We start from the raw sequence: 22,334 nt of genomic DNA, 5'->3' as shown, positions 1-22,334 counted from the left end.
ATTTAAAATCAATTAACTGGTATGATTCTGTCCTGAGTTGAATGGTACCGCTCAATTTTCATCCTTACTTGTTCCGATATAATAAATAAGCAGTCGCTATTAACTATTAAAAAACAGTTGCCTACATAGGCAACTGTTTTTAGGTTAAGTAACATCGACAGCAAGACGTTATCCTGGCAGTTACCATAATGAAACTGATATTTTTCACGATATTGTATCCTCTTACTCATATCATTCCATCGTTTGTTTTTCAGATACATCAGATACTTCAGATACTTTAAACGTAAGTTTGGGTTTCTCTCCCAAAATTGCACTGGCTTCCTCTCGGAACTGCCTGGCCGCCTGTTCCGGTGTAACTCGGCCAAAAAGCAGCTGGTCGTAAATCTCCCGCAGGACCGCGGTCACTTCTGATCCGCTAACCGGATCGGGGGAGTCCATTGGGCTGCTGTTCCTTTCTACCCAATCCACATAATCAAATACCTGTTGTACCTCTGGGTCCACAATTTGTTTGATCTGCACTTTGACCCTTGATGAGAGAGGGACACCCCGTTCACCCTTAAGCAGTTTATTCGCTTCAATATCATTAACGAAAAAGCTGATAAACTGGGCTGCTTCTTCCTTGTGTCTGGAATTACTTGCAACTGAGAAGAACATGCCCGGCTTTAGGAAAAGTGCTTCCTGGCTATGGGGTCCCGGCATGGGGGCAATAGCCAAAGGCTTGCCGTATTCTCTGGACGTGGCAATGAACTGGTTCGAATAGCCCCAGTTAAACAGGGCTTGCCCCCTATAAAATGGATCCCTATCCGGCTTGCCAATATCCGAGGCCCATATATCTGGCGGAAAAATTAGCTTCTCTTTGGCCATTTGCTGCATACGGCCAAAGTAATCGATAAACAACGTATCATCCTCGTACCCCAGCCGCTGTCCATCCTCAGCATAGAGCTTCATTCCATGCTGCCTTAGATAATATGCAAAAAACTGTTCTGGCGTAAAGTAAGTGCCTAGATACATGTCTTTGTCATGCAACCTGTTTCCCATGGCGTAGAAATCGTCCCACGTCCAGTCCACAGTGGGTTCTTCGATACCTTGCTCGCGCAAAATCTCCGGGTCGTAATAGCCCATCAAGGCATTGACACCCAGACTCATGCCGTAAACTTTACCATCCATTTCACCGATCCGGACCTTGCCTTCGTCCATGTCGCTTGTGTCAATTATGCCTCGATCCATGTATGGTGCAAGATCTTCAAGCAAGTTGAGGGAACTATACTGAGACAGATAGGAGATATCCATTTGTATAATGTCCGGCAACGTATTCCCCGCTGCGTAAGGGGCTAGTTTTTTCCAATATTCATTGAAGTTGTTGTACTCATACTTAATATGGACATGAGGATTCTGCTGTTCATACAGATCTATCACTGCAGCGGTTGCCTCGTTGCGCATCTGTCCACCCCACCAGGCCATATGCAGTGTAATGGGCTCTTCTTCGACAATCATGCCGGGTCTCGAGACAAGCTGGGGCGTACACCCCGCAAGAATCGTTAAGAGACACAGTATGCCGAGGAATCGAAACCATATGCTCATAGTGCTTCCCCCTTTGGTGGTGGTAACAGCAAGATAACCCGCGTTCCCCTACCCGGACTGCTCTCCAGAATCATGTCGTACTCTTCCCCAAAAGCAAGATGGAGCCGATCCCTGATATTCAATAACCCGATCCCGCTTCCTCTGGTTTGAACCTCTCCACGCAATACCTGTTTGACGTATTCTTGCTCCATGCCAGGACCGTTGTCCTCTACAAATACAGCCAGCTTATTTTCATGCATCTGAGCGTACAGACGAATCACGCAAGGACCTGTCTGTAATTCCAGACCATACTGGATGGCGTTTTCGAGCAGTGGCTGTAAAGTCATTTTGGGGATACTGCACTGTAAATAGGCAGAGGGCATATCCATTTGCAAATCCAGTCTTGTCTGAAAGCGGTATTGCTGAATCGTGATATAATGGCTCACAATTTCAAGCTCTTCCGCAATGGTAATTACATTTTGCTTGAAACTGATAGAAGTACGGAGCAAATATCCAAGAGACAAGACCATGCGTGATATCTGTTCCTGCCGGCTCTTTTTGGCAAGCCAATGGATCGAATCCAAGGCATTATACAGAAAGTGGGGATTAATCTGAGCTTGCAATGCTTTAAATTCTGTTTCTTTGATCACCAGCTGATTAGCATAATTCTCCTTGATTAACGTATTGATGCGGGTAATCATGAGCCGGTACGTACGCTGCAGCATACCTAGCTCGTCCACATGCTTGGAAACTGGCATAGTAATGGTGGTATCCATATTCTCCAAACTTCCGTGCTGAATGTCTCTCATCTGGGTAATCAATTGCTGAATTGGCCTGGTCAAGCTGCGCGCAAAAGCCATACCGAGTGTCAGTACCACAACAATTGCAATCACATAGACCACGATGAGTGCATTCTTCAATAAAATAATGCGTTCAAATATCTGTTCATAAGGTGCCATATTATAATAAACCCAGCCTGTCTGCGCAGACTTCTTCTGTGCCACAAGTACGATTTGGTCATCCAACTCTTTGATCTCATACCCTCCACTCCCTGGAAGCGGTTGCAAATCTGCAGATAGGCTATCTGAAAACTCCCGGAACGGATATATTACCTTTTGCCCTGCTTTGAGCACAATATCACTGTCCTTGTTGTCTATTCCGGCATATTCCTCGATTAGTTTGTCAATGTTGATCCGAAAAAACAGAATGCCTATAGGCTCCAGCGTCATCGGCTCGTAGCTTCTCACTTGACGCACCATGGCCAGCATCGGATCGTCTTCATCCGGATACAGCCAGCGTACCGCTCCGTTTGCCCCTTCTGCCGCTCGGATCATTCGGTTGTACTTTTCACTGGAAAAAGTCAGCGCTTCGCCGTATTTAACCAACCCACCTTGAGAGTCAATAAGATGAACGGACTGCACATATCGTGCAGCCCCACTGGCGTGTTCCCATATCCGGTCAGCCATCCGGTTTCGCTCAACAAACCCCGTATAATCCGTATCATCCTGGGCAAGCGACTTCAGGGACTTTTGAATAACTCTATCTGAGATCATCGCATGCGATAATGCCTCCAGCTTCCTGAGCTCTGCATCCACGGTGGACGAAGAGAGGTTAAGCAGACTGGACGATTTGTCATACAACTGTCTGTCATAGACCGAGTACGTATAATATAAAGAAGTAAATGCCAGTGTGATGACCAGAGCCATCATCAGCATAATCATCAGAAATACTTTCATTTTAATGCTTAATTTGCGATAGGCTGTCATGGCAAGTGCGCTCCTTTGCACCACGTGTTCTCTATACTTATAACACATGTAGGAGAAATTTCCTGTCGAAACAAACATGAACAGCCACAAACTGACTTTTATTTTGATTGGTAGCGGTCGTAGGCAGCTTGATGCACGGCAATGGCCTCGTCGATGCCCATGCTTTTAATGGTTTCGACCATTTTATCGAATTCCGTGATAGGTTTCTGGCCGTTAATGATCGCGGTCATCGTTTCATTCAGATACGTATCGACCTGGCTCATGATCGAGGTGCTTTTACTGGCTTCTTGCGTAGTCAAGCGAATCGTGGGAAGGGTAAGTGCCGAGCTGGCTTTCATCCATTCCTCGTTGGCCGCCCGCTGCCCGTCATCGAAGAGAAGCGCATCCAGATACCTGCTGTCCTGATTGATTGGTCCATCCATGATTGATAGTGCATAAGAAGCCAGTGCCTGGTCATAGGTCAGCCCCTGCGGATTATCGGTGATGACTTCTGTAAATTTCACACCATCACCTTCCTTCACATAGCTCTCATTCTCGATGCCAAAGTTGAACAGATCACTGCCATCTTCACTGTAATTATAGTCCATCCACTGTACGATGTACTTCAATTTATCCTCGTCCGCCGATGAAGTGATGGCTTCGCCGTAACTCAGCACTTTGTTTTCCAAATTAAAGGAAGAATAGCCTGTTCCATCCGGGGATATCGGCCATGGAGCGCCTGTCACATTAAAGTTCGGGTCTGTGTCCCGCATCAGGTTAAAATACTTGCCCATTCCGCTAAATACGCCACCTTGATAGGCTCCCGCCAGGTTGTTGGTGACTTTGTAATCAAACGCCTTGCCATCATTCGTCATGATTTCGGGATCAATTAATCCTTCCTTGTACCAGGTGGACATGTTCTCCAGAAAGTCACGATACCCTGGCTGTATAGGTCCGTACTCCACCTTGTCTCCATTCAGCTGAAAGCCACCGATGACACCAAATCCGGGTGCAAAATCATGCAGCTTGGTCAGATTTCCTGGTCCCCAGTTGCCGGTAAATGGCAATTCATCCGCTTTGCCGTTACCGTTCGGATCTTGCTCCCTGAAGGCTTTGAGTACCGTATGCCACTCGTCGATTGTGGTAGGAACCTCCAGCCCCAGCTTATCCAGCCAATCCTTGCGTATAATCAATCCTGAAGTGGCGTTCAGCTTCAGTGCATCCAGCTTCATTAGCGGGAACATGTAGATCGTTCCATCATCCAGGGCAATTTGCTTTTTCACATCTGGATCGGATTCAATGATTCGTTTCAGGTTTGGAGCATATTGATCTATCAGTTCGTTAAGCCGAATAATTCGACCATCCTTAATCATCTTCTCCGGGCCGCCAACGGCATCCGCCCAGTTGTAGTAGATCACATCAGGCAACTGCTTCGTCGAAATCAGCAGATTGAATTGGTCACGCTGCTGTCCCAGAGGCGGATGTGTAAAATTTGCCTTGATGCCAGTCAGCTCTTCTTTCTTTTTGTAGGCTGCCGTTTCGCCGAAATTCCCCAGGGAAGCCGTCAATTTAGCATCATTGGCACGCCAGTATTCAATGGTAAATGGCTCGCTTGTAATCGGCAAAGGAATTTCGGTAAGTGCCTCTGACGGAGTTACCGTGTTGTCGTCAGGTTTAGTGGTTTCGCTTCCTCCGGTGCAGCCTGCCAGCATCGCCATCGTCAGAAGAGAAGAGAGCATGATGGACCCCATTCTTTTTTTCATGTCATTCGCCTCCACATAAGTCATTTATAATATCAGAAGTCGTGACCTTAGTCAGTCACGGCTCCTAAATATTTCAGTTAAATTGCTTTTATTGTTTGACAGCACCAATTAATGCTCCCTGAACGAAGAAACGCTGGATAAACGGGTATACGAGCATAATTGGCAGTGTAGAGATGATAATCGTTGCATATTTGATGTTTTCCCCGATGGCAAAACCGGTATCTGTCCCGGCGCCCATGGCTTCCGTACTGCTGCTGATCAGAATATCCCTCATAATGATCTGGATGGGATAAAGCTCCTGACTGCGTAAATAAAGCATCGGTCCTACATAATCGTTCCAGTGATCCACTGCATAATACAGCATCATCACGGCAAGGATCGGCTTCGATAACGGCAATACGATACGGAACAGGATCAGAAAATCGTTTGCCCCGTCCAGCTTCGCTGATTCGATCAGACTGGTCGGAATGCCTTCGAAATTCGTTTTCATAATGAGAAAATAAAATGTACTGATTGCACCTGGAATAATCATGGCCAGTCTTGTATCCACAAGGCCCAGATTCTGAATCAACAAAAACGTCGGAATCATGCCGCCACCAAAAAACATGGTGAAGGTAATCATTTTCATTAATGTTTTTCGCCCCATCAGATCCTTTCTTGACAATCCGTAGGCAGCCAAGGAGGTCATCAGCAGGTTAATCGCCGTACCGGCGACCACGTAGAACAGCGTGTTCATGTAGCCCGTATATATCCTTGTATCTTTGAAAACGGACTTATATGCTTCCAGCTGAAAGCCTTCCGGCAGCAGCATCAGGGATCTGGAACGCAGCATCTGATCCGGGTCGCTGATGGAGGAATTGAACACGTATAACATGGGGTAAAAGCAGATCAACATAAAGATGATCAGAACAAGAACATTGATTGCATCAAAGATGCGTTCCCCTACAGACCTTTTCATCGTTTCACCTCCGCTTACCAGAGACTGGTTGAGTTCATTTTTTTGCTAATCGCATTGGCGATAATAAGCAGTGAAAAATTGATAATGCCGTTAAATAACCCGATAGCCGTGGAATATGTATAGTTACCTTCCAATATCCCTGATCGGTACACGAAGGTGGAGATAACGTCTGATGTTTCATACGTTGGTGCTGTCTGCATCAAGAGGATCTTTTGAAAATCGGAGTTCATCACCGCACCAAGACGAAGGATCAACATAATGACAATCGTCGGCATAATGCCTGGCAGCGTGATATGCAGCAGTTGTCTCCAGCGTCCGGCACCATCGATTTTGGAGGCTTCATACAACTGGGGATCAATGCCGCTGAGTGCCGCCAAAAAGATAATGGATGCCCAGCCAGCCCCTTGCCATATGTTCGATAAGATATAAATGGGACGGAACATGTCCTTTTCGGCCAAAAACATGACCGGCTGTAAGTCGAAAAAATCCCGAATGACATTAAACAAGCCGCCATCGAGTGTTGAGAACGTTTTCAACATTCCGACCACCACAACGACTGATATAAAATGAGGCATGTAGCTTATCGTTTGAACTGTGCTCTTGAACCATTTCTTGCGAACCTCGTTCAGCAGGATAGCCAGCAAGATGGGTGCCGGGAATCCAAATACAATGCTGTAAAAACTTAAAATGAGTGTGTTTTTAATCAGCCGCCAAAAATAGTAACTCTCGAAAAACATCGTAAAATTGTCAAAACCGATCCACGTTCCTGCCAAAATCCCGTTGACGGGGCTATAGGATTCCTGAAAAGCCATCAGCAGCCCGTACATTGGGCCATAACTGAATATCAAATAATACGCGACGACAGGAACGAGCATCAGATATACATATTTGTTTCGAGCCAGTTCCTTTTTGACGACACCCCATCTGCCTGGTGGTTTCAATGTACCCGCTTGCACCACCGGACCTCGCTTCAGTTCCATTCTCCTTGCCTCCAATTCCGATGTTCATTCGTTAACATCCTATGGTAATCATAAAATTTGGAGGTCATGCTTCCCATGCTCATTTCCGCTCTCTTCATGTTCAAAACCGACTTTCAACCGACAAAAAACACCCTGACGCCTTTTGAGGCATACAGGGTGTATGATGCTGAGAATGCATTAGAACAACCGACAAGGCTATGGAACCTTCTTATATTCGGAAGGCGAGAAACCCGTATATTTCTTAAACACTTTGCTGAAATATGGCCAGTTGGCTCCAAAACCGGTCTTCTCGGCGAGCGATGAAACCGTGCAGCTGCTATCCTGCTTCAAGAGTTCCAATGCTTTGCCCATCCGGTAGCGCAGTACATAATTCGTAAATTTCTCTCCAGTTTCCTTTTTAAATATTTTGCCGATATAGTCCGGATTCATGTAAATCTCACCAGCAATAGCCTGAAGTGTCAGAGATTCATCCTCATACCGTGACTCCACGAGTTCCTTGACAGCCTGCACCATTTGCGATTGTCTGGAGCGCTGCTGCCGGTAGCGCTCCAGTGCAATATCTCGTGCTGCATCCAGAATAAAAAGTTGAAACGACTGAAGTGTACTTGATTCCATCATACAGGGCAGTCGATCCATGTATTCTTTCATCCCCGTAGGACTGCTAAGCCGAATGATCTCCATAAAGGTCTGAATGAGATAGGACTTGGTCTGAAATATGTCATAACGTTGATCTGACAGTAAGCAGAACGTCTGCTTCAGCTCATCCTCTGCCACCTGCCAATGTCCAGCCTGAATGGCCGCAACGAGCCGCTCCTGATCCATCTCAAATTCCGAATAGCCATGTTCCTCCGGAGATAGAATATCCCTTTCCATGATAAGGCTGCCCTCCCCCAGGTAAAAGCGGTGGTTCAGGTACGATATAGTCTGCATGTACAACTGACGTGTCTGTGCCAATTCTCCCGGCTCACTGAGAGCCATCGTTAAGTCATAGTGATAGTACCGGGTGAACGTGTGACGAATCTCGTCGATATTATGAAACAATTGCTTCTCTGGAAGTTTGTCTTCCATGATCAACAGCACATGACGTCCCAAGGTTGTGCTGAGAATGGGATTGTGAAAGACATCTTCGGCGATGTTCTGGATGGCAAACAGGTGCAAGTACTCATGCTCTCCCTCTATCTCAACCAGCAGCATCCGCACCTGCTGACTTCGAAAATCCACGCCGAACAACTCGCCGAAGTGTCCCCACTCCTTGGCACCATAGGTCTTGTTAGTGACGAGTTCCTTCAGGAAGTATTGCTTCGCATGCGGCAATACACGTTCCAAGTTAGTTTGGATCGTTTGCACAAACTGGGCCTGATCCGTCCATTCATCCTTTTCGCCTACCAGTTCAGCGATAGCCTCCATCAGGCTCTCTTCACTGCACGGCTTAAGCAAATAGTGCTTGACTCCGTACTGCATTGCTCTCTTGGCGTACTCGAATTCAGTAAAGCCTGTCAGCATAACAAATGATATATCCTGATACATTTCGGTAACCGCTTCAACCAGCTGCAGGCCATCCATGCCAGGCATACGAATATCCGTAATAATAATGTCAGGACGTTGAAGCTCTATAAAAGCGAGCGCTTCCAATCCATCCTGAGCGGTGCCTATCAATTCTGTACCAAGTCGATTCCAACTCATTACGCTGGCAATTCCGTCAAGAATCATCCATTCGTCATCAACCAGCAGAACCTTGTACATTCGCTATTCCCCCTGTTGGATATGCTTATGTCTCTATTATAATGAGATAGTGCCTCATGACGAAGAATGAATTGTAGTCTAATCATGAAATATCTTCAATTCCTGCACTTCCTTTTAACCAAAAGGTTTCCATTGCCGCATCTAGTACGCTGGCTTATTAAATTCACGAGGTCTTCCGTTTTTACTCATGATATCTCCTTTCTCAGAAGCAGGTACAGACACAGTGCAGGTATTTTGTAACGATCTGTCAAGAATTCTGATTCCCTATTCACTTCTGGCTTACAAACCCACGCTGGACTTGGATGAAAGCAAAAAGAAGCACCTCTTCAGGTGCCCCTTCTACTAAGATTCCTTCCAGCTATACGCTATATAGACGATACAGAATAGGATGATGACGAGAAACGAATAACGATACATCATCGCATAACTGCTGGCTTCGGCTAGACGCCCAAGAAGTAACGCACCTCCGCCGATGCCAAGGTCAAACGCCGAATAAAAAGTCGCATTCGCAGGTCCGCGCAGTTCGGGTTCCACGCGGTTTAAGATCCATGCTTGCAGCGAAGGCTGCACTGCTCCGAACCCAAAACCAAAAAGAACTGCTGAAATTGCCAGCATGGTCATGCTATGGGCATAGGACAGAACGAGCAGCGAAGCGGCCAGTAATACGCTGCCGGGCAATATGACCCAGGTGTGGCCCTTGCGGTCGAATAGACGTCCTGAGATAAACCGCACAATAAGCAGGCAAATGGCATTCAACGTAAAGAACAAACCAACGTTACCTATCTGAGCTTCTTCACCAAACAGTGTAATGAAGCTGACGATCCCGCCATAAACAATCCCGATCAGCAGACCAAGCAAGGAAGGAAACAGCGCCTTTGGCTCGAACAGCTGTAACCGAAAAGAGGTTTTCACTTGTACCTGATCTCCGCTACCCAAAGAGGAATCGCTCTGTTTACGCTGTTTCTGAACGCCCCATACGCATAGCAAAGACAGGGCCGTACTGACGGCTGCAACGACAATAACACCAGGCATCTGCCATTTTCCGTCCAGAAGTGCAAGTCCGATCGCAGGCGCCAAAGCCATGGCAAGAGTACTTGCAAGACCGAAATAACCAATCCCCTCTCCCCGCCGATTAGCCGGAATAATATCTGAGGCGATGGTGCTCGATGTGACCGTGACAATCCCCCAACCAACGCCGTGAATGCAGCGCGCCAGTAGAAGCATGGCAACCGAAACCGTCCAATTGTACGAGGATATAATGAGAAAACAAAGGATAAGTCCTGCAACCAGCCAGCCTTTTTTGCTCCGATTCATAAGTGCTCCGACCAATGGCCGTGTGAATAAAGAGAATACGGTAAAAATACTAATGATCAAGCCGACCGCCGTATTGTTTCCACCCAAGTCCAGCATGTAAACCGGCAACGTAGGCAGCAGTATCTGAAAACCGAAGAACAAAAAGAAGCTTGCAGCTGTGATCAGTACAAAATCCATTGTCCATAACCTAGGCGACTGCTGTTGCTGTGAAAGTTCATTGTCCATCACACGCCTCCTTAGAACTGCCGAGCCAGGCTTGCTGTGTTTGCCAGCCCTTGTACAGTCGGTCTTGGATTTGGTCTGACGAATAATACGTTAGTCATGGTGAAGCCTCCAGTATGGTTAATTTAGTGAGTAACCTCACCTTTTTTTAATATATAGTGAGTTTACTCACTAATTTTCAGGAAGTCAATCCTTCTGGGCTGACACAATTTGAAAAAGAGATTCTTTACGATAAAATAGAAGGAGACTTATTGTGAAAAGAGGATATATAAGCAAATGAACATATCGTCAAATGACTACCCGGATGAAGAAGCTGCCGATACCTTTTATTTACTCACCACCACCTCACGTATTTTGAAATTCGAATTCGATAAACGTCTGGCTTCGTTGGATCTGCCCATCCCCCTCTCAGGGGCCCGTCTGCGACTGTTGATGGAAGTTTGGAAAGCGGAGCATATACGCATGAATGAGCTTGCGGCTGTCATGGACTTAAAACCACGAACGATCACGGATTTCGTGAACGCCTTGGAAGAAAACGGACTGATTCAGCGTACCGTTGACCCGACAGACCGGCGTGCGACCATTCTTTCACTTACTGATAAGGCCAAGCCCCATATTCGGACGATTCGCTCAATAAGCGCGGAAATCTCTGAGAAGCTCATGGCTAAACTTACAGTCGAGCAGCGGCGACAAATGAGGGAAATGCTTCACGTTTTAGTCGAGTAATGATGCTTCCTAAATGCAAAATCCCTGCACTTGAGTAGTTGTGGAGGGATTTTGCACCTGATCTGATATGTCTCGGGACTGCTTTCCGTTTCGCTAATCGCCCGTTTGATACCGAAAACAGCCGATCATGTTGATCGGCTGCCTCCTTGTTTATTCCCTATCGTTTCTCGTTTGTTGAAAGACATCTTATTAGGCATAAAGTGTTTCGTTCGGAAAGGGTTATCTAAAGGGAAGCCAGCCATCGACCCCGGACAAAATGTGAGCCGCTGTATACTCGGATGCTTCTTCTTCAGTCAGCCTCTTAGCCCACGAAACCCTCTCTTCCGCACTCGCTGCTCCGGGACCCTTACTATTAAATTCAGCGTATACAACAGTAGTTTCGGCATCTGGTTTGTTCCAGTTATGCCAGCCCTCCATCTTAACATGAGCACCCATCCAGCAGTTCAGAAAGCACACTTTAGCATGGTTCCGCCACGGCCTGCCGAGGTATATCGACTGCGGGGGAGCATTGCTGGTCAGGGTGCAATCGATGAACACATAGCCATGGCGAACGTCTTCGGGTGTCGAAGCCGCAGTAATCCACCCATTTACCGTATTCTCTGCTGGAGCAGTATCTGATATACGATTTTGGGAGAAGATTTCACACCCCTTGAACACGGCCGTAGCCGAGCCAAATATAAAATCAACATCGCCCTCTATATAACAGTCCTCAAAGTACTGACGGAGTTTCCGGCGTTCTGCCCCATCGCGCGGCCCCCCGAAAAAGCTTCGGTCCATGGGCTTTGGTGGGAGCGGTCCGGTGAAAATGGTATCCTGATGCCCGATGAAGCGACAATTGCGGAACGCTGCACGGTCACCATCCACGTATATGGCAAGGGCTTGCCCAACTTCCTTGCCTGGACCTGCAGAATTCACAAAAGAAAGTCCCTCTGCTGTGAAATCATCCTCTCCGATGAAGGCCGTGTACGAATGAAAGGTATGATATAGCTGTCCGTCTGGGAATTTTTTTAGCGCATAGTCATCGTAAGTAACAACTGTTTGCTCTGCCCCCTCCCCGATTAAATGAATCTTAGGCTTATCCATATGAAGCTTCTCATAATAAACACCTTGCTTGATTCGAATCTCCAGCTCATTGATGGCATTATCTGGCATGGCGTTAATTGCAGCCTGAATGGTAGAGAAGTCTCCGCTTCCATCCTGAGCCACCGTGTAGTAACGAGATGGACAGGACTGATTTATACCATTGAACACCTGTTCATCCACCGCTTTCGTTTCAAGTCTATTTATACAAGAGTTGTTCTTGTGTGCCTCCATATTCCACCTCCTCTGGCGTTATTATTGCTAAAACTCCCTGGCTATCGCAGTTGAATTACGATGATTCAGTTTCGGTTGGATGACAACTGGATAATCCACTTCTTCATTGCGGATTAATGATACGATTAGTTCTGCAGCCTGAACAGCCAGTTCATCCAGTGCAGGGCCAATTGTGGTCAGTGCAACTTCAGCATATTGCATATCTGGCAGATCATCATAACCGATTAATGATATCTCACGGGGTACGTTGTAGCCTGCCTCCAGCAAAGCCCGCAGCGCTCCTCGGGTTACAAGGTTATTCAAACCGATAAAAGCCGTCGGTGCCTTTGGACCAAATGTATAATTTCGAATTGCAAAATACCCGTCCTCCCAAGAGGAATGTGCTGGCAGTACGTAATCTTCTTCAAATTTTAGATTTGTGCGCTGCAAAGCTTCTCGGTACCCTTCCAGCTTGATATTTTGCGAGTTACCAATGAAACCGATACGGGTGTGTCCGAGCGAATTCAAATGCTCTACCGCTTTAAATATTCCCTCTTTACGATCAACTTTGATATAAGGGGAATTGGGCGTCTCATCTGTACCCAATACAAAGCAAGGCATATTAAGAGTGGAAAACTTCTTCCAAAATGCATCCCGATTTTCTAGTGCATAATCCCACAATATGCAGCCATCTACGCGGAGCTGGCTGAACACATCTACCCCATCATCTGCAACGACCAGAATCATTTGGTATCCACGCTGTTTCAGTTCTGCATGCAGAATGCCCGATATATTCGAGAACAATGGATTGCTCAATTCATCAAGCACAAAACCTATAATATTGCTTCTTCCAGTAGAGAGCTGCTGAGCTAGAATGTTTTTTCGATACTGGTGTTTCTCGGCGACTGCAAGGACTTTCTGTCTAGTCGCCGGTTTAATCCGGGGGTCTCCATTAAGCGCCTTGGATACCGTACTATAGCTAACCCCCGCCAGTTTGGCAATGTCCTTAATCGTTATCAGTTCAATCAACACCTCTCGTACTGACCGCCTTCAAATACTACTGCTGAGCAGCCTTGTAACGGTCATATTGTGCCTGTCTGCCAGCAATAACCTGCTCAATGTTCATTTTTTTCAATGTTTCAATATAACTGTCAAACTGATCCAAGCTGGTATCTCCGCTTATAAATTTAAAATTCATCTCTTCAACATACGTTGTAATATCTGGCATTGACATGCTCTCTACACTGGCTTCATCCGGTAGAGCATAAACAAATGGAAAAGGTTCACGAATATATGGTTCTAGCTCCTTGTCGAGCTTTGCATGCCACTCTGCCACCACGGAATCGGCAGAGTCAGTGGACTGAATATTAGGCAGATTGACAGGACCAATGCCGAGTTTCTGGATATACTCATTGTCTTTACCCTTGTCCGTAAACGCTTTCACCCCATTCTCCTCCGTATACGTATCATCTTTGATGCCCCATGTATAAAATGTTTGTGCTTCCTCACTTACCGCATAATCCAGGAATCGAAAAGCAAGTTCTGGATTTTTACTGTCACGCGTAATGCCAAAGATACCACTTACGGGTGTACGTCCCACATAGAACTGATCTCCATTTGGCCCTTTCAAAGGTAGAATGCCTTTGAAGATGGGCTCCTTCGGATCGTAATCCTTGAACAACGGACTGTAGACCATTGACATGTACCAGCTAAAATTAAACGTTGCTCCGGTCACATCCTGAGATATACGTGAGGTTACCTGATCGCTTGTAGTACTCGCATAATCCACTCCAAGCAGTCCTTCTTTGTAAAGCCCGTTCAAATAAGTCAGGTATTCTTTGTAGGCAGGCTCATAATAGCTAAAATGGACCCTGCCCTGATCATCCGCATAAAACTGGTTGGCCAGATCCAGGCCAAAGACCGGTCCAAACGCCATCGACACAAACTTCGACTCCATAGATAATGGGATCTCATCTGCTTGACCATTGCCATTTGGATCATCTGTCTTGAATTTGCGAAGCATCGCCGTGAACTCATCCAATGTTGTAGGCTCATTCATTCCGAGCTTCTTCAACCAGCGCTGATTGATCATAAACACAGGCATATAGTTTCTGGTCAATGTTTGCTGCGGAATATAATACATTTTACCATCTGGCGTGGTTAAACTGGCTTTGACTGAAGGAGATTTTTCATATATTTTTTTGAGATTCACCCCATACTTATCCACCAATTCGTTAATCGGAATAAATAACCCGCTGTTAATATACTTCATAAGTTGATCCTGATCAGGCAAATAAACGATGTCTGGTAACCCCGTACCAGCGGCAAGTCTTGGATTAACAGCATCCGCATAGTTTTGCGGCGGGATTAGATCCCAATCAACCTGAACACCCGCAATATCCTCAATTTTCTTCACAATTGCAGCAGTAGATAGATCTACATTTGTCGTCCATGCATTCGTCCCGAGGATAGATAACTTAGCATCCGTCTGATCCGTCACAGGTCCTGCACCTGTGTAATTAAATGCCGGTTCCGAGCTTGGTGGACTGCTACCTACATCTGTTCCTGTTCCGCCACTACAACCCGCAAGGCTGACTGCAAGTATTGCTGCCATTACACTTTTTCTTCCTGCCCCTTTAATTCTCATCCATCATTCCTCCTTGGTATGAACAAACTTGGTCAACCATAATACTCAATTGGACTATCCTTTCACGGCTCCGAGTGTAATACCCTTGACGAAGTACCGCTGGATAAACGGGTAGATCGTAACAATTGGCAGAATACTGACTACGATGGATACATATCGAACCTGAAGTGTGGAGACAGCCAGTGCACCTGAGGTCATCGTACCTCCCATCTTCTGCATCACTTCTGGGGAAGCCATAATCAGTACCCGCCTCAGGAACATTTGTAAAGGCTGCATATCCTGTTTGCCCAGATACAGCAAAGCCGAGAAAAAATTATTCCAATGAAACACTGCGTAGTAGAGGGTAAGGACAGCAAGTGTCGGCTTGATGATGGGAACTGCCAAGCGATACAGCATTGTGAGTTCGTTTGCTCCGTCTATACTCGCACTCTCAAAGATTTCATTCGGAATACCTTCAAATGCAGAACGACAGATCATCACGTTAAATGTAATAACCAGGACCGGCAGCACCATTACCCAGCGGGTATTATACAGACCGAGTGATGTAATCAGCATGTAGACCGGAATGAGCCCGCCGGAGAAATACATCGTGAATGCGATAAAAAAATTAAGTTTCCTGCGCAGGAAGAACTGCTGTCTGGATAACGGAAAAGCAGCAAGACAAGTTGCCACAATGTTGAGCAGCGTTCCCACAACGGTATACCAAAGGGTATTATAAAAGGACACCCATAACTCCTTGTATTGAAGTACCATTTGGTATCCTGAAAGGGTAAAACCGACTGGCCACAAGACAACTTTTTGTTTATCGATGGCTTCCACGGAGCTGAATGAAATACTAACCACATACAGGAACGGGTACAACGTGACGACAACTGCCAAAATGGTAAGCAGGTAGACAAATCCGTAGAACATCCGGTCACTTCTCGATTTTTGCATACAGGTCTCCTTTGATTCAGTTTGGAATCTTACCAGAGTGACATCTTAGTCAGGCGACGAGTCATTGTATTCGCTGCAAAAACAAGTACAAAGGTGATAATGGAGTTAAAAAGGCCAACAGCCGTTGCAAAACCATAGTTTTGTCCTTCGATTCCCATTCGGTATACATAGGTTGATAACACATCGGCAGTCTCGTACGTGGCCCCGTTGTATAACAGATATACTTTCTCGAAGCCTACGCTCATAATGCCTCCCAGTGACAGCAGGAGCAGAATAACTATAGTCGGCTTGATACTCGGAAGGGTAAGATGCCAGAGCTCCTGAAACTTGTTGACGCCGTCAATTTTTCCGGAATCGTACATCTCTGGATCAATGCCCATAATGGCTGCGATGTAGATAATGGAGCTAAAACCGAAGCTTTGCCAGATATCGGAACTCGTGAAAATAGTACGGAACCAGCCAGCTTCCATCATGAAGTTCACTTTTTCCATTCCAAATTTGGCAATCAGCGTATTGACAATCCCATCCGTGGGTGACAGAAAGTTGATAATCATACCCGCCACGACCACGGTTGAGATGAAGTGAGGGAGATACGTAACCGTTTGGGCAAAACGTTTGAATGTTCGGTTTTTAATCTCTACAATGCAGACAGCAAATAGAATGGGGATGGAAAAACCAAAGAGCAGAGGAAGAAAAGCAAGCAAAAATGTATTACGCAACAGTCTCCAGAAGTAAATTGAATTCACAAATTGCTCGAACCATCTCAGACCTACCCATTCACCACTGAACATTCCCTGACCTGGCATAAAATTGCGAAAGGCAAGCAGTACACCAGGCATGGGAACGTACATAAAAATGATGTAATACAAGAAAATAGGCGCGAACATAAGCAGCAAATACCTATCCCTTTTGGCCAGCACATACAACGTGAACAAACGTTTTTTCACCTTGAAGACACTTCCCTTCGCTCAGAATTACAACGTTGTAATTTTTAAGTATACATACTCCCACATTCTCGAAAGTAATTAGGATTTAATAGTATTAATACAGTTATTCGAACAAGGTGAGAACTTCAATCCAAAATTTACAACGTTGTAATTTCAATCTAAATGTATGCGCTTCCATAACATTTTTTACATCTTAGCAAACTCCCCTGTATTTGGCAACAACAAAAATCAGTGCTATGTTGATGACTCCAATGGAGCACTTCTTATCATCAAGTATATACAATTGCATAAATGTTACGTAGTTAATGTTGACACAAACATTACCTTCAAATACAATGTACCTGTAAAAAAAATACATTTATCAAAGGATGGTGACTTGTTTTGAAAAGGCTTTCATGTTTGGTACTCGCTTTCGTTCTAATGGTTCTAAATTTCCCCACTCTTCCCTCTACGTATGGGGCAGCCAATTTTCCGAATACTGGTGCAACCGGTCTGACAGGGTTTGCAGGAAATGCTAAGAATGAAAATGGAGTTGCGAAGTCTGCCGTAACAGGCGGCAAAAACGGCCAAATTATTTACATCAATAATCTAAATGATCTGAGGACACACGTTGCTGATACTGTACCGAAAATTCTTGTCATAGAAAAAAATATTTCCTCTTCCACTTTACAAAAAGTAAACTTCGGGGCTAACAAAACAATCGTTGGCTCGTATGACAACCACACATTGACTAACATTCATTTCCGCTCAACCTCCTCTTCAAGCAATGTTATTTTCCAGAACCTCAACTTTGTTCATTCTGCTGGCATCAATGCAAACGATGATATCCAAATGTACATTACCTCTGGGTCAAACTATTGGATAGATCATGTCACTTTTTCAGGCCATAGCTATAGCTCTAGTGGTACTGAAGTAGATAAATTGCTCTATATTGGCGACAGAGCGGATTATATAACCATCAGCAATTCCAAATTCGCAAATCACAAATATGGAATTATTCTGGGTCACCCCAATGATGGCAACAGCAGTTATAACGGCGTGCCTCATGTGACGATGGCTAACAATTACTTTGAAAACTTGAACGTTCGAGGTCCTGGGCTGATGAGATATGGATATTTCCATATCAAAAACAACTATGCAAACAATTTCAACCAAGCAATTACGATTGGGGAAAAAGCGCGCATCTATTCAGAGAATAACTACTTTGGAGCCGGTGCGGAAAAAGGCGGCATCCTTGATGACAAAGGGAATGGGGAATTTACCGATACAGGTAGCACACCAGCTTTATCTGCCCCAAGATCACCCAAAACAAACTGGAGACCAAGCAATAATTACAGCTATGAAGTGAGGGATGCAAACTATACACGTGAATTCGTAACTAAATACGCTGGTTCTTCTAACACAACTCTTGTTTTTGGCAAATGAGCGATCCATTGCATGGATAAAAAGTAGAGACCGCTATTTTATGCAATAGTAGATAAACATTTAGAGTTAAATTACAACGTTGTAATTGTGTTGACTTGAGAAATGAAACAAAGTTCTTGTCTTAAAAAATCAAAAGACAAGAACTTTGTTTGTAATTATAACGCCTTCATGTATAGCTGAGTCGTAACATCATTGAGACTAAAAAAACATTCTTAAGTGACCAGGAGATGAAACTACTCTACTGAAAAAATACGTACCGTAAGACCATCGGTGAACCCCTCAAGAGTAGCGGTCAGATCTGCATGGTTCAGAAAGTCAAGTGCTCTGCTATCGGTAGTTATAGTAGGCTTCAGTTCGCCTTTCACATACTGGTTAACGATATGAATAATGCACCTTTTCCCCTCATAGTCTACCCCTTCCAAAGCATACTCTGCTCGAACCTTGACCAACTTCCCTTCATGATAGTCTTGTATGTCCTCGGCTCCTTGTAAAATCTCGCCTTTGAAGTAAGGGCATTCGCAGCTCCCAGTAAAAGAGATGGAAATTTGTTTATCATCGCCTTCTTCTATACGTACTTCACTGCCTGTAATCCGTACATCGATCGTTAACACTTCTTTCTTTCCAAGTAGAAATTCATGTATGGATACAAGAACACTCGCCTTTTGTTTATCGGTAAAATGATGTCCGGCTTCCTTTACTAATTGTAAATGACATTGGCCTAATTCATAAGATTTTTGGGCTTCAACGGAGTAATTATAATGTACTGTCTCATCTGCGGTACCATGGATCAGCAACACTGGATTTTTGTAAGGCATGATTTCTTGATACGGATTCATATCAACGACAGTCTCATGAAACTTTTTGCCAATCGTCATCTTGCCGCACTCTATTATTTCAGGGACATCATGGACATCATAGGATGATCCTGCTAATGCACCTTGCCGGGCATCGTCTGGAATACACAGCGCTGGATAAAGGAGAATTAAAGCTTCCACTTCTTTTGCACATTTGGCAGCTGTAAGCGCTGAAACAAATCCGCCCTGACTAAACCCCATCAAAGTCAATCGGTTATCATCTACATAAGATAATCCTTGAACATAATTCATTACGACTTCCAAATCATCACATTCCGTCAGAACTGTCATATCCGTTGATTTCCCGTCACTTCTTCCCTCTTCATTCGCGCAACCACCACAGAAGTCAAAACAATACGAAGCATACCCCCACGATGCAAACGTTCTACAGTATTCTTCCAAATCCTTGGAATTCCCTCCAAATCCATGACTTACGATTATCGCTGGAAGTTGATCTCCTATAGGCAGAAATTCTTTTCCACGAATAGTCAGTCCATCTCTTATGCAACTAAAATCACGTTCAATGACCTCGTTTTTCATTACATTTCTCCTCTCAAAGTATAGACAACAACTAAACATTTCTATTTGGTATCGCTTACATAAATATCGTTTCTGGATCAAGCAGGAATCAATTATTGTGTGAATATCTTAATATAAGTATACGAATAGCACGCTTAACATTTTCGATCTGCGAATTCTGATGCTTAATTTCCCCAGTGGGCAAGTAAGAAATCATATTCATGCTGTGTAATTGGCAGTACAGATCCATGCCGTTTTTTTAGAATATCGAACGAGTAATCTTCTGCCTTCAGCTTCTCCCAACATGCTCCACTGGTATCTCCAATGTCGGTCGTTACGATCGGCAAGTATCCTCCGCTTGTAGCATATTGGTCAACAAGTAAAACCCACCGTTTTTGATCATTAAACTTGAAAAATACAGGTCCCTCGACATCCTTGCCTGTTAATTCTAGTCCCAGAGATTGTAACGTGGATACTTTCTTCCAGTCACCGCGAAGTTGTTCGGAGGACTCAATGGTAATCTGACCATCACCTGAAGCCCGATAATATTTGTTGCCAACTTGAATAATCGTTGTATCAATAATCGATTCATTCGCGCCGCGGGTAATATACCGTTCGGCAGGCGAGAAAGATTTGAAGTCTTTCGTCGTGCTGCAATAGATGTGCATTCCCCGGCCTTTTCCGTCGCTAGCTTCCATACTCGAAGCCCAGAATACGAGATATGCATCCACGAGATCATCATAAATGGCTTCCGGAGCCCATGCACATCCCGCTGCCTGTGGTGCTACGTCGACTTTTTGTGCCACGGACCAATCGATCAGATTGGAAGACTCCCAAATAATTAGCGAACGGCTTCCGGTGAGCATGGCCTCTGTCTGCTCCCACCCTCCCCTGTGATAAATGCTTAGATCAGTTGCAAGGATGTAGAATCGATCGCCGCTTTTGCTGCGCAGGATGTAAGGGTCTCTTACGCCCTTTTCTCCAATAACAGATCGGAGGACCGGTTGACGCTTATGCAAATCCTCCCAATGCAGCCCATCCCGGCTTAACGAGAAATAGATTTGCTCTCCATCGGGGTTACTTTCTCCAGTAAAGTAAACGAACAAGTATCCATACATGGAACGGTCTCCTTCTTTTTATAAATTTCCTGTGCTAAAAATTTCATGATAACGCCTGCTTTCTCATAGCTGCGAACGAAAGTAAGGTTTCAATAAAATGGAATTTTCATTCTGGTTACTCCATGCTAGCACAAAACACAGTCATTTGCTTCCACGTTGTAGAGCATAAATAAAAACTATGAAGGGGATCTAAAAAAAATCCGCTCCATAGATTTAATTTGATTACAGCTAATTATTGATTTTCTTTGAAGAACAACGTGTATTTATCTTGTAAAATCCGGGAAACTTCAGCAGACGTTTTCGTGCCTGCATAAAAGTCATCATATAGAGTATAGATTTCTTTCGAGAACATGGACTCATAGTTGGCAAATGATTTAATGTTCTTGAGCATGGTCATAAATTCATCTACATCTGTTTGACTCGGTTTTTTCAGGTGAAGATGAATTCCTTTTCGCGAGATATACTGTCCGTCTGTATAGTTGTTCACACTCTTTTGAATCTGTTCATGCAACTGATCCAAGACGACAGAGAATTCTGGTACTTGATCCAATTGATCTACATCCATATCCAATGCAAATTTGATATATTCCCATGCGCCTTCTGAAGCTTTGGAAGCTGCACTAATGGCATACAGATCATGTCCCATGCCAAAATAGGATCCGCTGCTTCCATCGAGGGTTGGATAACCAATCATTGTCACAGGCTGCTCGCCATAAAGAGCAAAATAACTTAAATATTCATCAAAATTCCCAAAGACTCCTCTCTCCAGTAATCGCTGACCACTCTGGAACTTCGTTGCATCTTCGTCAGCTGACGCCGTTCCATGCGAATGACTGTGGTCATGTCCATGATTAATTTCATTCAATTTCGCAGAAAATTCCAATAATTGTGCATATACCGGATTGTTGTAATGAACGGTTTCTTGAACTTGATTCAGAAATTGGTTTCCGGCCCCAACAAACGTCATAAACTCCGTAGGACTTTGATGTCCCATAATTTCGATGTGATCTTCATGTACAGTTTGGATCACTTTCAGGAATTCCTCCATGCTCCACTGGGTCATACCATTGGTAAATTTTGCATTGGCAAACAGACTATCCACAAAAAACGTTGGAGAAAGCCAATAGAGCCCATCGTCTACTTCGTTAGCTTGCAAGTAATTCGTTAGGAATGCTTGCTTATTATACTTCTCATCCGACTTCATAAAATCATATAAATTGATAAAAGCACCATTTTTTGCGTAAACCGTTCGGTCTATTCCATGAAGATTAATAATATCCGGAATATTTCCTACAGCGATATCCATATTCAACATCGTTTGGCCTTTCACATAATCTGTCTGATCATCACTATCATAATTATCATATTGACCATAATCTTTAACTTCAATCTGGTATTTGGTTTGAGAAGCATTAAATCCCTCTACTGCTTTCGATAACCCATCGCTTGCATGCCATGTCGCCAATGTTAACGTTTGCGCACCTTTTTCTTCTGCACTTTGTGAGGAAGAACATGCCACGGTTGTCACCACCAAGATGATCATTATTAATAGTAGTGCATATATTCTTTTCATTCTTTTTACCT

17 protein-coding genes are annotated in these 22,334 nt (G+C 44.6%); 2 read left to right on the top strand and 15 right to left on the bottom strand.

Annotated elements, in window-relative coordinates; translation table 11 throughout:
* Nucleotides 1–231: 231 nt before the first annotated feature.
* The 7 genes from CHH60_RS02190 to CHH60_RS02160 form a co-directional block, all read right to left on the bottom strand.
* Nucleotides 232–1,581, bottom strand: a complete 1,350-nt coding sequence (locus tag CHH60_RS02190) for an ABC transporter substrate-binding protein (RefSeq protein ID WP_095357697.1) — start codon at nt 1,579–1,581, stop codon at nt 232–234.
* Entirely contained in the window at nt 1,578–3,326 is a 1,749-nt protein-coding gene (locus tag CHH60_RS02185) for a sensor histidine kinase (RefSeq protein ID WP_095357696.1), read from the bottom strand. Before CHH60_RS02185 ends, CHH60_RS02190 begins: the two co-directional genes overlap by 4 nt.
* 98 nt (nt 3,327–3,424) lie before the next feature.
* Nucleotides 3,425–5,068: an extracellular solute-binding protein gene (locus CHH60_RS02180; RefSeq protein ID WP_095357695.1), complete on the bottom strand. Its 1,644-nt coding sequence runs from the start codon at nt 5,066–5,068 to the stop codon at nt 3,425–3,427.
* A gap of 88 nt (nt 5,069–5,156) precedes the next feature.
* Nucleotides 5,157–6,026 carry a carbohydrate ABC transporter permease gene (locus tag CHH60_RS02175; protein ID WP_095357694.1) on the bottom strand — a complete coding sequence of 290 codons (870 nt, stop codon included), beginning with the start codon at nt 6,024–6,026 and terminating at the stop codon, nt 5,157–5,159.
* A 14-nt stretch (nt 6,027–6,040) separates the two neighbouring features.
* Complete coding sequence (locus CHH60_RS02170) at nt 6,041–7,006, bottom strand: ABC transporter permease (RefSeq protein ID WP_095357693.1); 966 nt, start codon at nt 7,004–7,006, stop codon at nt 6,041–6,043.
* 195 nt (nt 7,007–7,201) lie between these two features.
* Nucleotides 7,202–8,749 (bottom strand): response regulator, encoded by a 1,548-nt coding sequence (locus tag CHH60_RS02165; protein WP_095357692.1) that lies wholly within the window; start codon nt 8,747–8,749, stop codon nt 7,202–7,204.
* 342 nt (nt 8,750–9,091) lie between these two features.
* Nucleotides 9,092–10,288, bottom strand: a complete 1,197-nt coding sequence (locus CHH60_RS02160; RefSeq protein ID WP_095357691.1) for an MFS transporter — start codon at nt 10,286–10,288, stop codon at nt 9,092–9,094.
* A 273-nt stretch (nt 10,289–10,561) separates the two neighbouring features.
* On the opposite strand from CHH60_RS02160, the gene CHH60_RS02155 reads away from it, so the two are divergent.
* Entirely contained in the window at nt 10,562–11,011 is a 450-nt protein-coding gene (locus CHH60_RS02155) for a MarR family winged helix-turn-helix transcriptional regulator (protein WP_095357690.1), read from the top strand.
* Nucleotides 11,012–11,230: 219 nt separating this feature from the next.
* On the opposite strand, the gene CHH60_RS02150 is transcribed toward CHH60_RS02155, so the two are convergent.
* Genes CHH60_RS02150 through CHH60_RS02130 form a run of 5 tightly spaced genes read right to left on the bottom strand, consistent with a single transcriptional unit; the run spans nt 11,231 to nt 16,834 of the window.
* A complete protein-coding gene (locus tag CHH60_RS02150; RefSeq protein ID WP_095357689.1) occupies nt 11,231–12,325 on the bottom strand; it encodes a pectinesterase family protein in 1,095 nt (364 codons plus the stop codon).
* Between the two features lie 27 nt (nt 12,326–12,352).
* Nucleotides 12,353–13,333 (bottom strand): LacI family DNA-binding transcriptional regulator, encoded by a 981-nt coding sequence (locus CHH60_RS02145; RefSeq protein ID WP_176475944.1) that lies wholly within the window; start codon nt 13,331–13,333, stop codon nt 12,353–12,355.
* Between the two features lie 28 nt (nt 13,334–13,361).
* Nucleotides 13,362–14,951 (bottom strand): extracellular solute-binding protein, encoded by a 1,590-nt coding sequence (locus CHH60_RS02140; RefSeq protein ID WP_095357687.1) that lies wholly within the window; start codon nt 14,949–14,951, stop codon nt 13,362–13,364.
* A gap of 54 nt (nt 14,952–15,005) precedes the next feature.
* Complete coding sequence (locus CHH60_RS02135; RefSeq protein WP_095357686.1) at nt 15,006–15,887, bottom strand: carbohydrate ABC transporter permease; 882 nt, start codon at nt 15,885–15,887, stop codon at nt 15,006–15,008.
* 29 nt (nt 15,888–15,916) lie between these two features.
* Nucleotides 15,917–16,834, bottom strand: coding sequence for an ABC transporter permease (locus CHH60_RS02130; protein WP_239297551.1), 918 nt, complete (start codon nt 16,832–16,834; stop codon nt 15,917–15,919).
* Between the two features lie 381 nt (nt 16,835–17,215).
* On the opposite strand from CHH60_RS02130, the gene CHH60_RS02125 reads away from it, so the two are divergent.
* Complete coding sequence (locus CHH60_RS02125; protein WP_095357685.1) at nt 17,216–18,259, top strand: pectate lyase family protein; 1,044 nt, start codon at nt 17,216–17,218, stop codon at nt 18,257–18,259.
* 233 nt (nt 18,260–18,492) lie between these two features.
* Here the strand turns inward: CHH60_RS02125 and CHH60_RS02120 are convergent, their stop codons facing one another.
* From CHH60_RS02120 to CHH60_RS02110, 3 genes are all read right to left on the bottom strand, one after another.
* Nucleotides 18,493–19,653, bottom strand: a complete 1,161-nt coding sequence (locus CHH60_RS02120; protein ID WP_095357684.1) for an alpha/beta hydrolase — start codon at nt 19,651–19,653, stop codon at nt 18,493–18,495.
* Nucleotides 19,654–19,817: 164 nt separating this feature from the next.
* Nucleotides 19,818–20,750, bottom strand: coding sequence for a glycoside hydrolase family 43 protein (locus CHH60_RS02115; RefSeq protein ID WP_095357683.1), 933 nt, complete (start codon nt 20,748–20,750; stop codon nt 19,818–19,820).
* Nucleotides 20,751–20,982: 232 nt separating this feature from the next.
* A complete protein-coding gene (locus CHH60_RS02110; protein ID WP_141236928.1) occupies nt 20,983–22,323 on the bottom strand; it encodes an ABC transporter substrate-binding protein in 1,341 nt (446 codons plus the stop codon).
* Nucleotides 22,324–22,334 lie beyond the last annotated feature (11 nt).

Origin of the sequence: Paenibacillus sp. 7523-1 (assembly GCF_002276415.1) — a bacterium.
GTDB classification, from domain to species: Bacteria; Bacillota; Bacilli; order Paenibacillales; family Paenibacillaceae; genus Paenibacillus; species Paenibacillus illinoisensis_A.
Note: the sequence above shows the minus strand (reverse complement) of the source record. Positions and strands in the feature narration are given on the sequence as shown.

Coding starts and splice junctions, on each gene's coding strand:
- CHH60_RS02150 (WP_095357689.1), bottom strand. CDS start 12,325: ATGGAGGCACACAAGAACAACTCTTGTATAAATAGACTTGAAACGAAA.
- CHH60_RS02180 (WP_095357695.1), bottom strand. CDS start 5,068: ATGAAAAAAAGAATGGGGTCCATCATGCTCTCTTCTCTTCTGACGATG.
- CHH60_RS02185 (WP_095357696.1), bottom strand. CDS start 3,326: ATGACAGCCTATCGCAAATTAAGCATTAAAATGAAAGTATTTCTGATG.
- CHH60_RS02190 (WP_095357697.1), bottom strand. CDS start 1,581: ATGAGCATATGGTTTCGATTCCTCGGCATACTGTGTCTCTTAACGATT.
- CHH60_RS02110 (WP_141236928.1), bottom strand. CDS start 22,323: ATGAAAAGAATATATGCACTACTATTAATAATGATCATCTTGGTGGTG.
- CHH60_RS02170 (WP_095357693.1), bottom strand. CDS start 7,006: ATGGAACTGAAGCGAGGTCCGGTGGTGCAAGCGGGTACATTGAAACCA.
- CHH60_RS02175 (WP_095357694.1), bottom strand. CDS start 6,026: ATGAAAAGGTCTGTAGGGGAACGCATCTTTGATGCAATCAATGTTCTT.
- CHH60_RS02155 (WP_095357690.1), top strand. CDS start 10,562: ATGAACATATCGTCAAATGACTACCCGGATGAAGAAGCTGCCGATACC.
- CHH60_RS02160 (WP_095357691.1), bottom strand. CDS start 10,288: ATGGACAATGAACTTTCACAGCAACAGCAGTCGCCTAGGTTATGGACA.
- CHH60_RS02165 (WP_095357692.1), bottom strand. CDS start 8,749: ATGTACAAGGTTCTGCTGGTTGATGACGAATGGATGATTCTTGACGGA.
- CHH60_RS02135 (WP_095357686.1), bottom strand. CDS start 15,887: ATGCAAAAATCGAGAAGTGACCGGATGTTCTACGGATTTGTCTACCTG.
- CHH60_RS02120 (WP_095357684.1), bottom strand. CDS start 19,653: ATGAAAAACGAGGTCATTGAACGTGATTTTAGTTGCATAAGAGATGGA.
- CHH60_RS02140 (WP_095357687.1), bottom strand. CDS start 14,951: ATGAGAATTAAAGGGGCAGGAAGAAAAAGTGTAATGGCAGCAATACTT.
- CHH60_RS02115 (WP_095357683.1), bottom strand. CDS start 20,750: ATGTATGGATACTTGTTCGTTTACTTTACTGGAGAAAGTAACCCCGAT.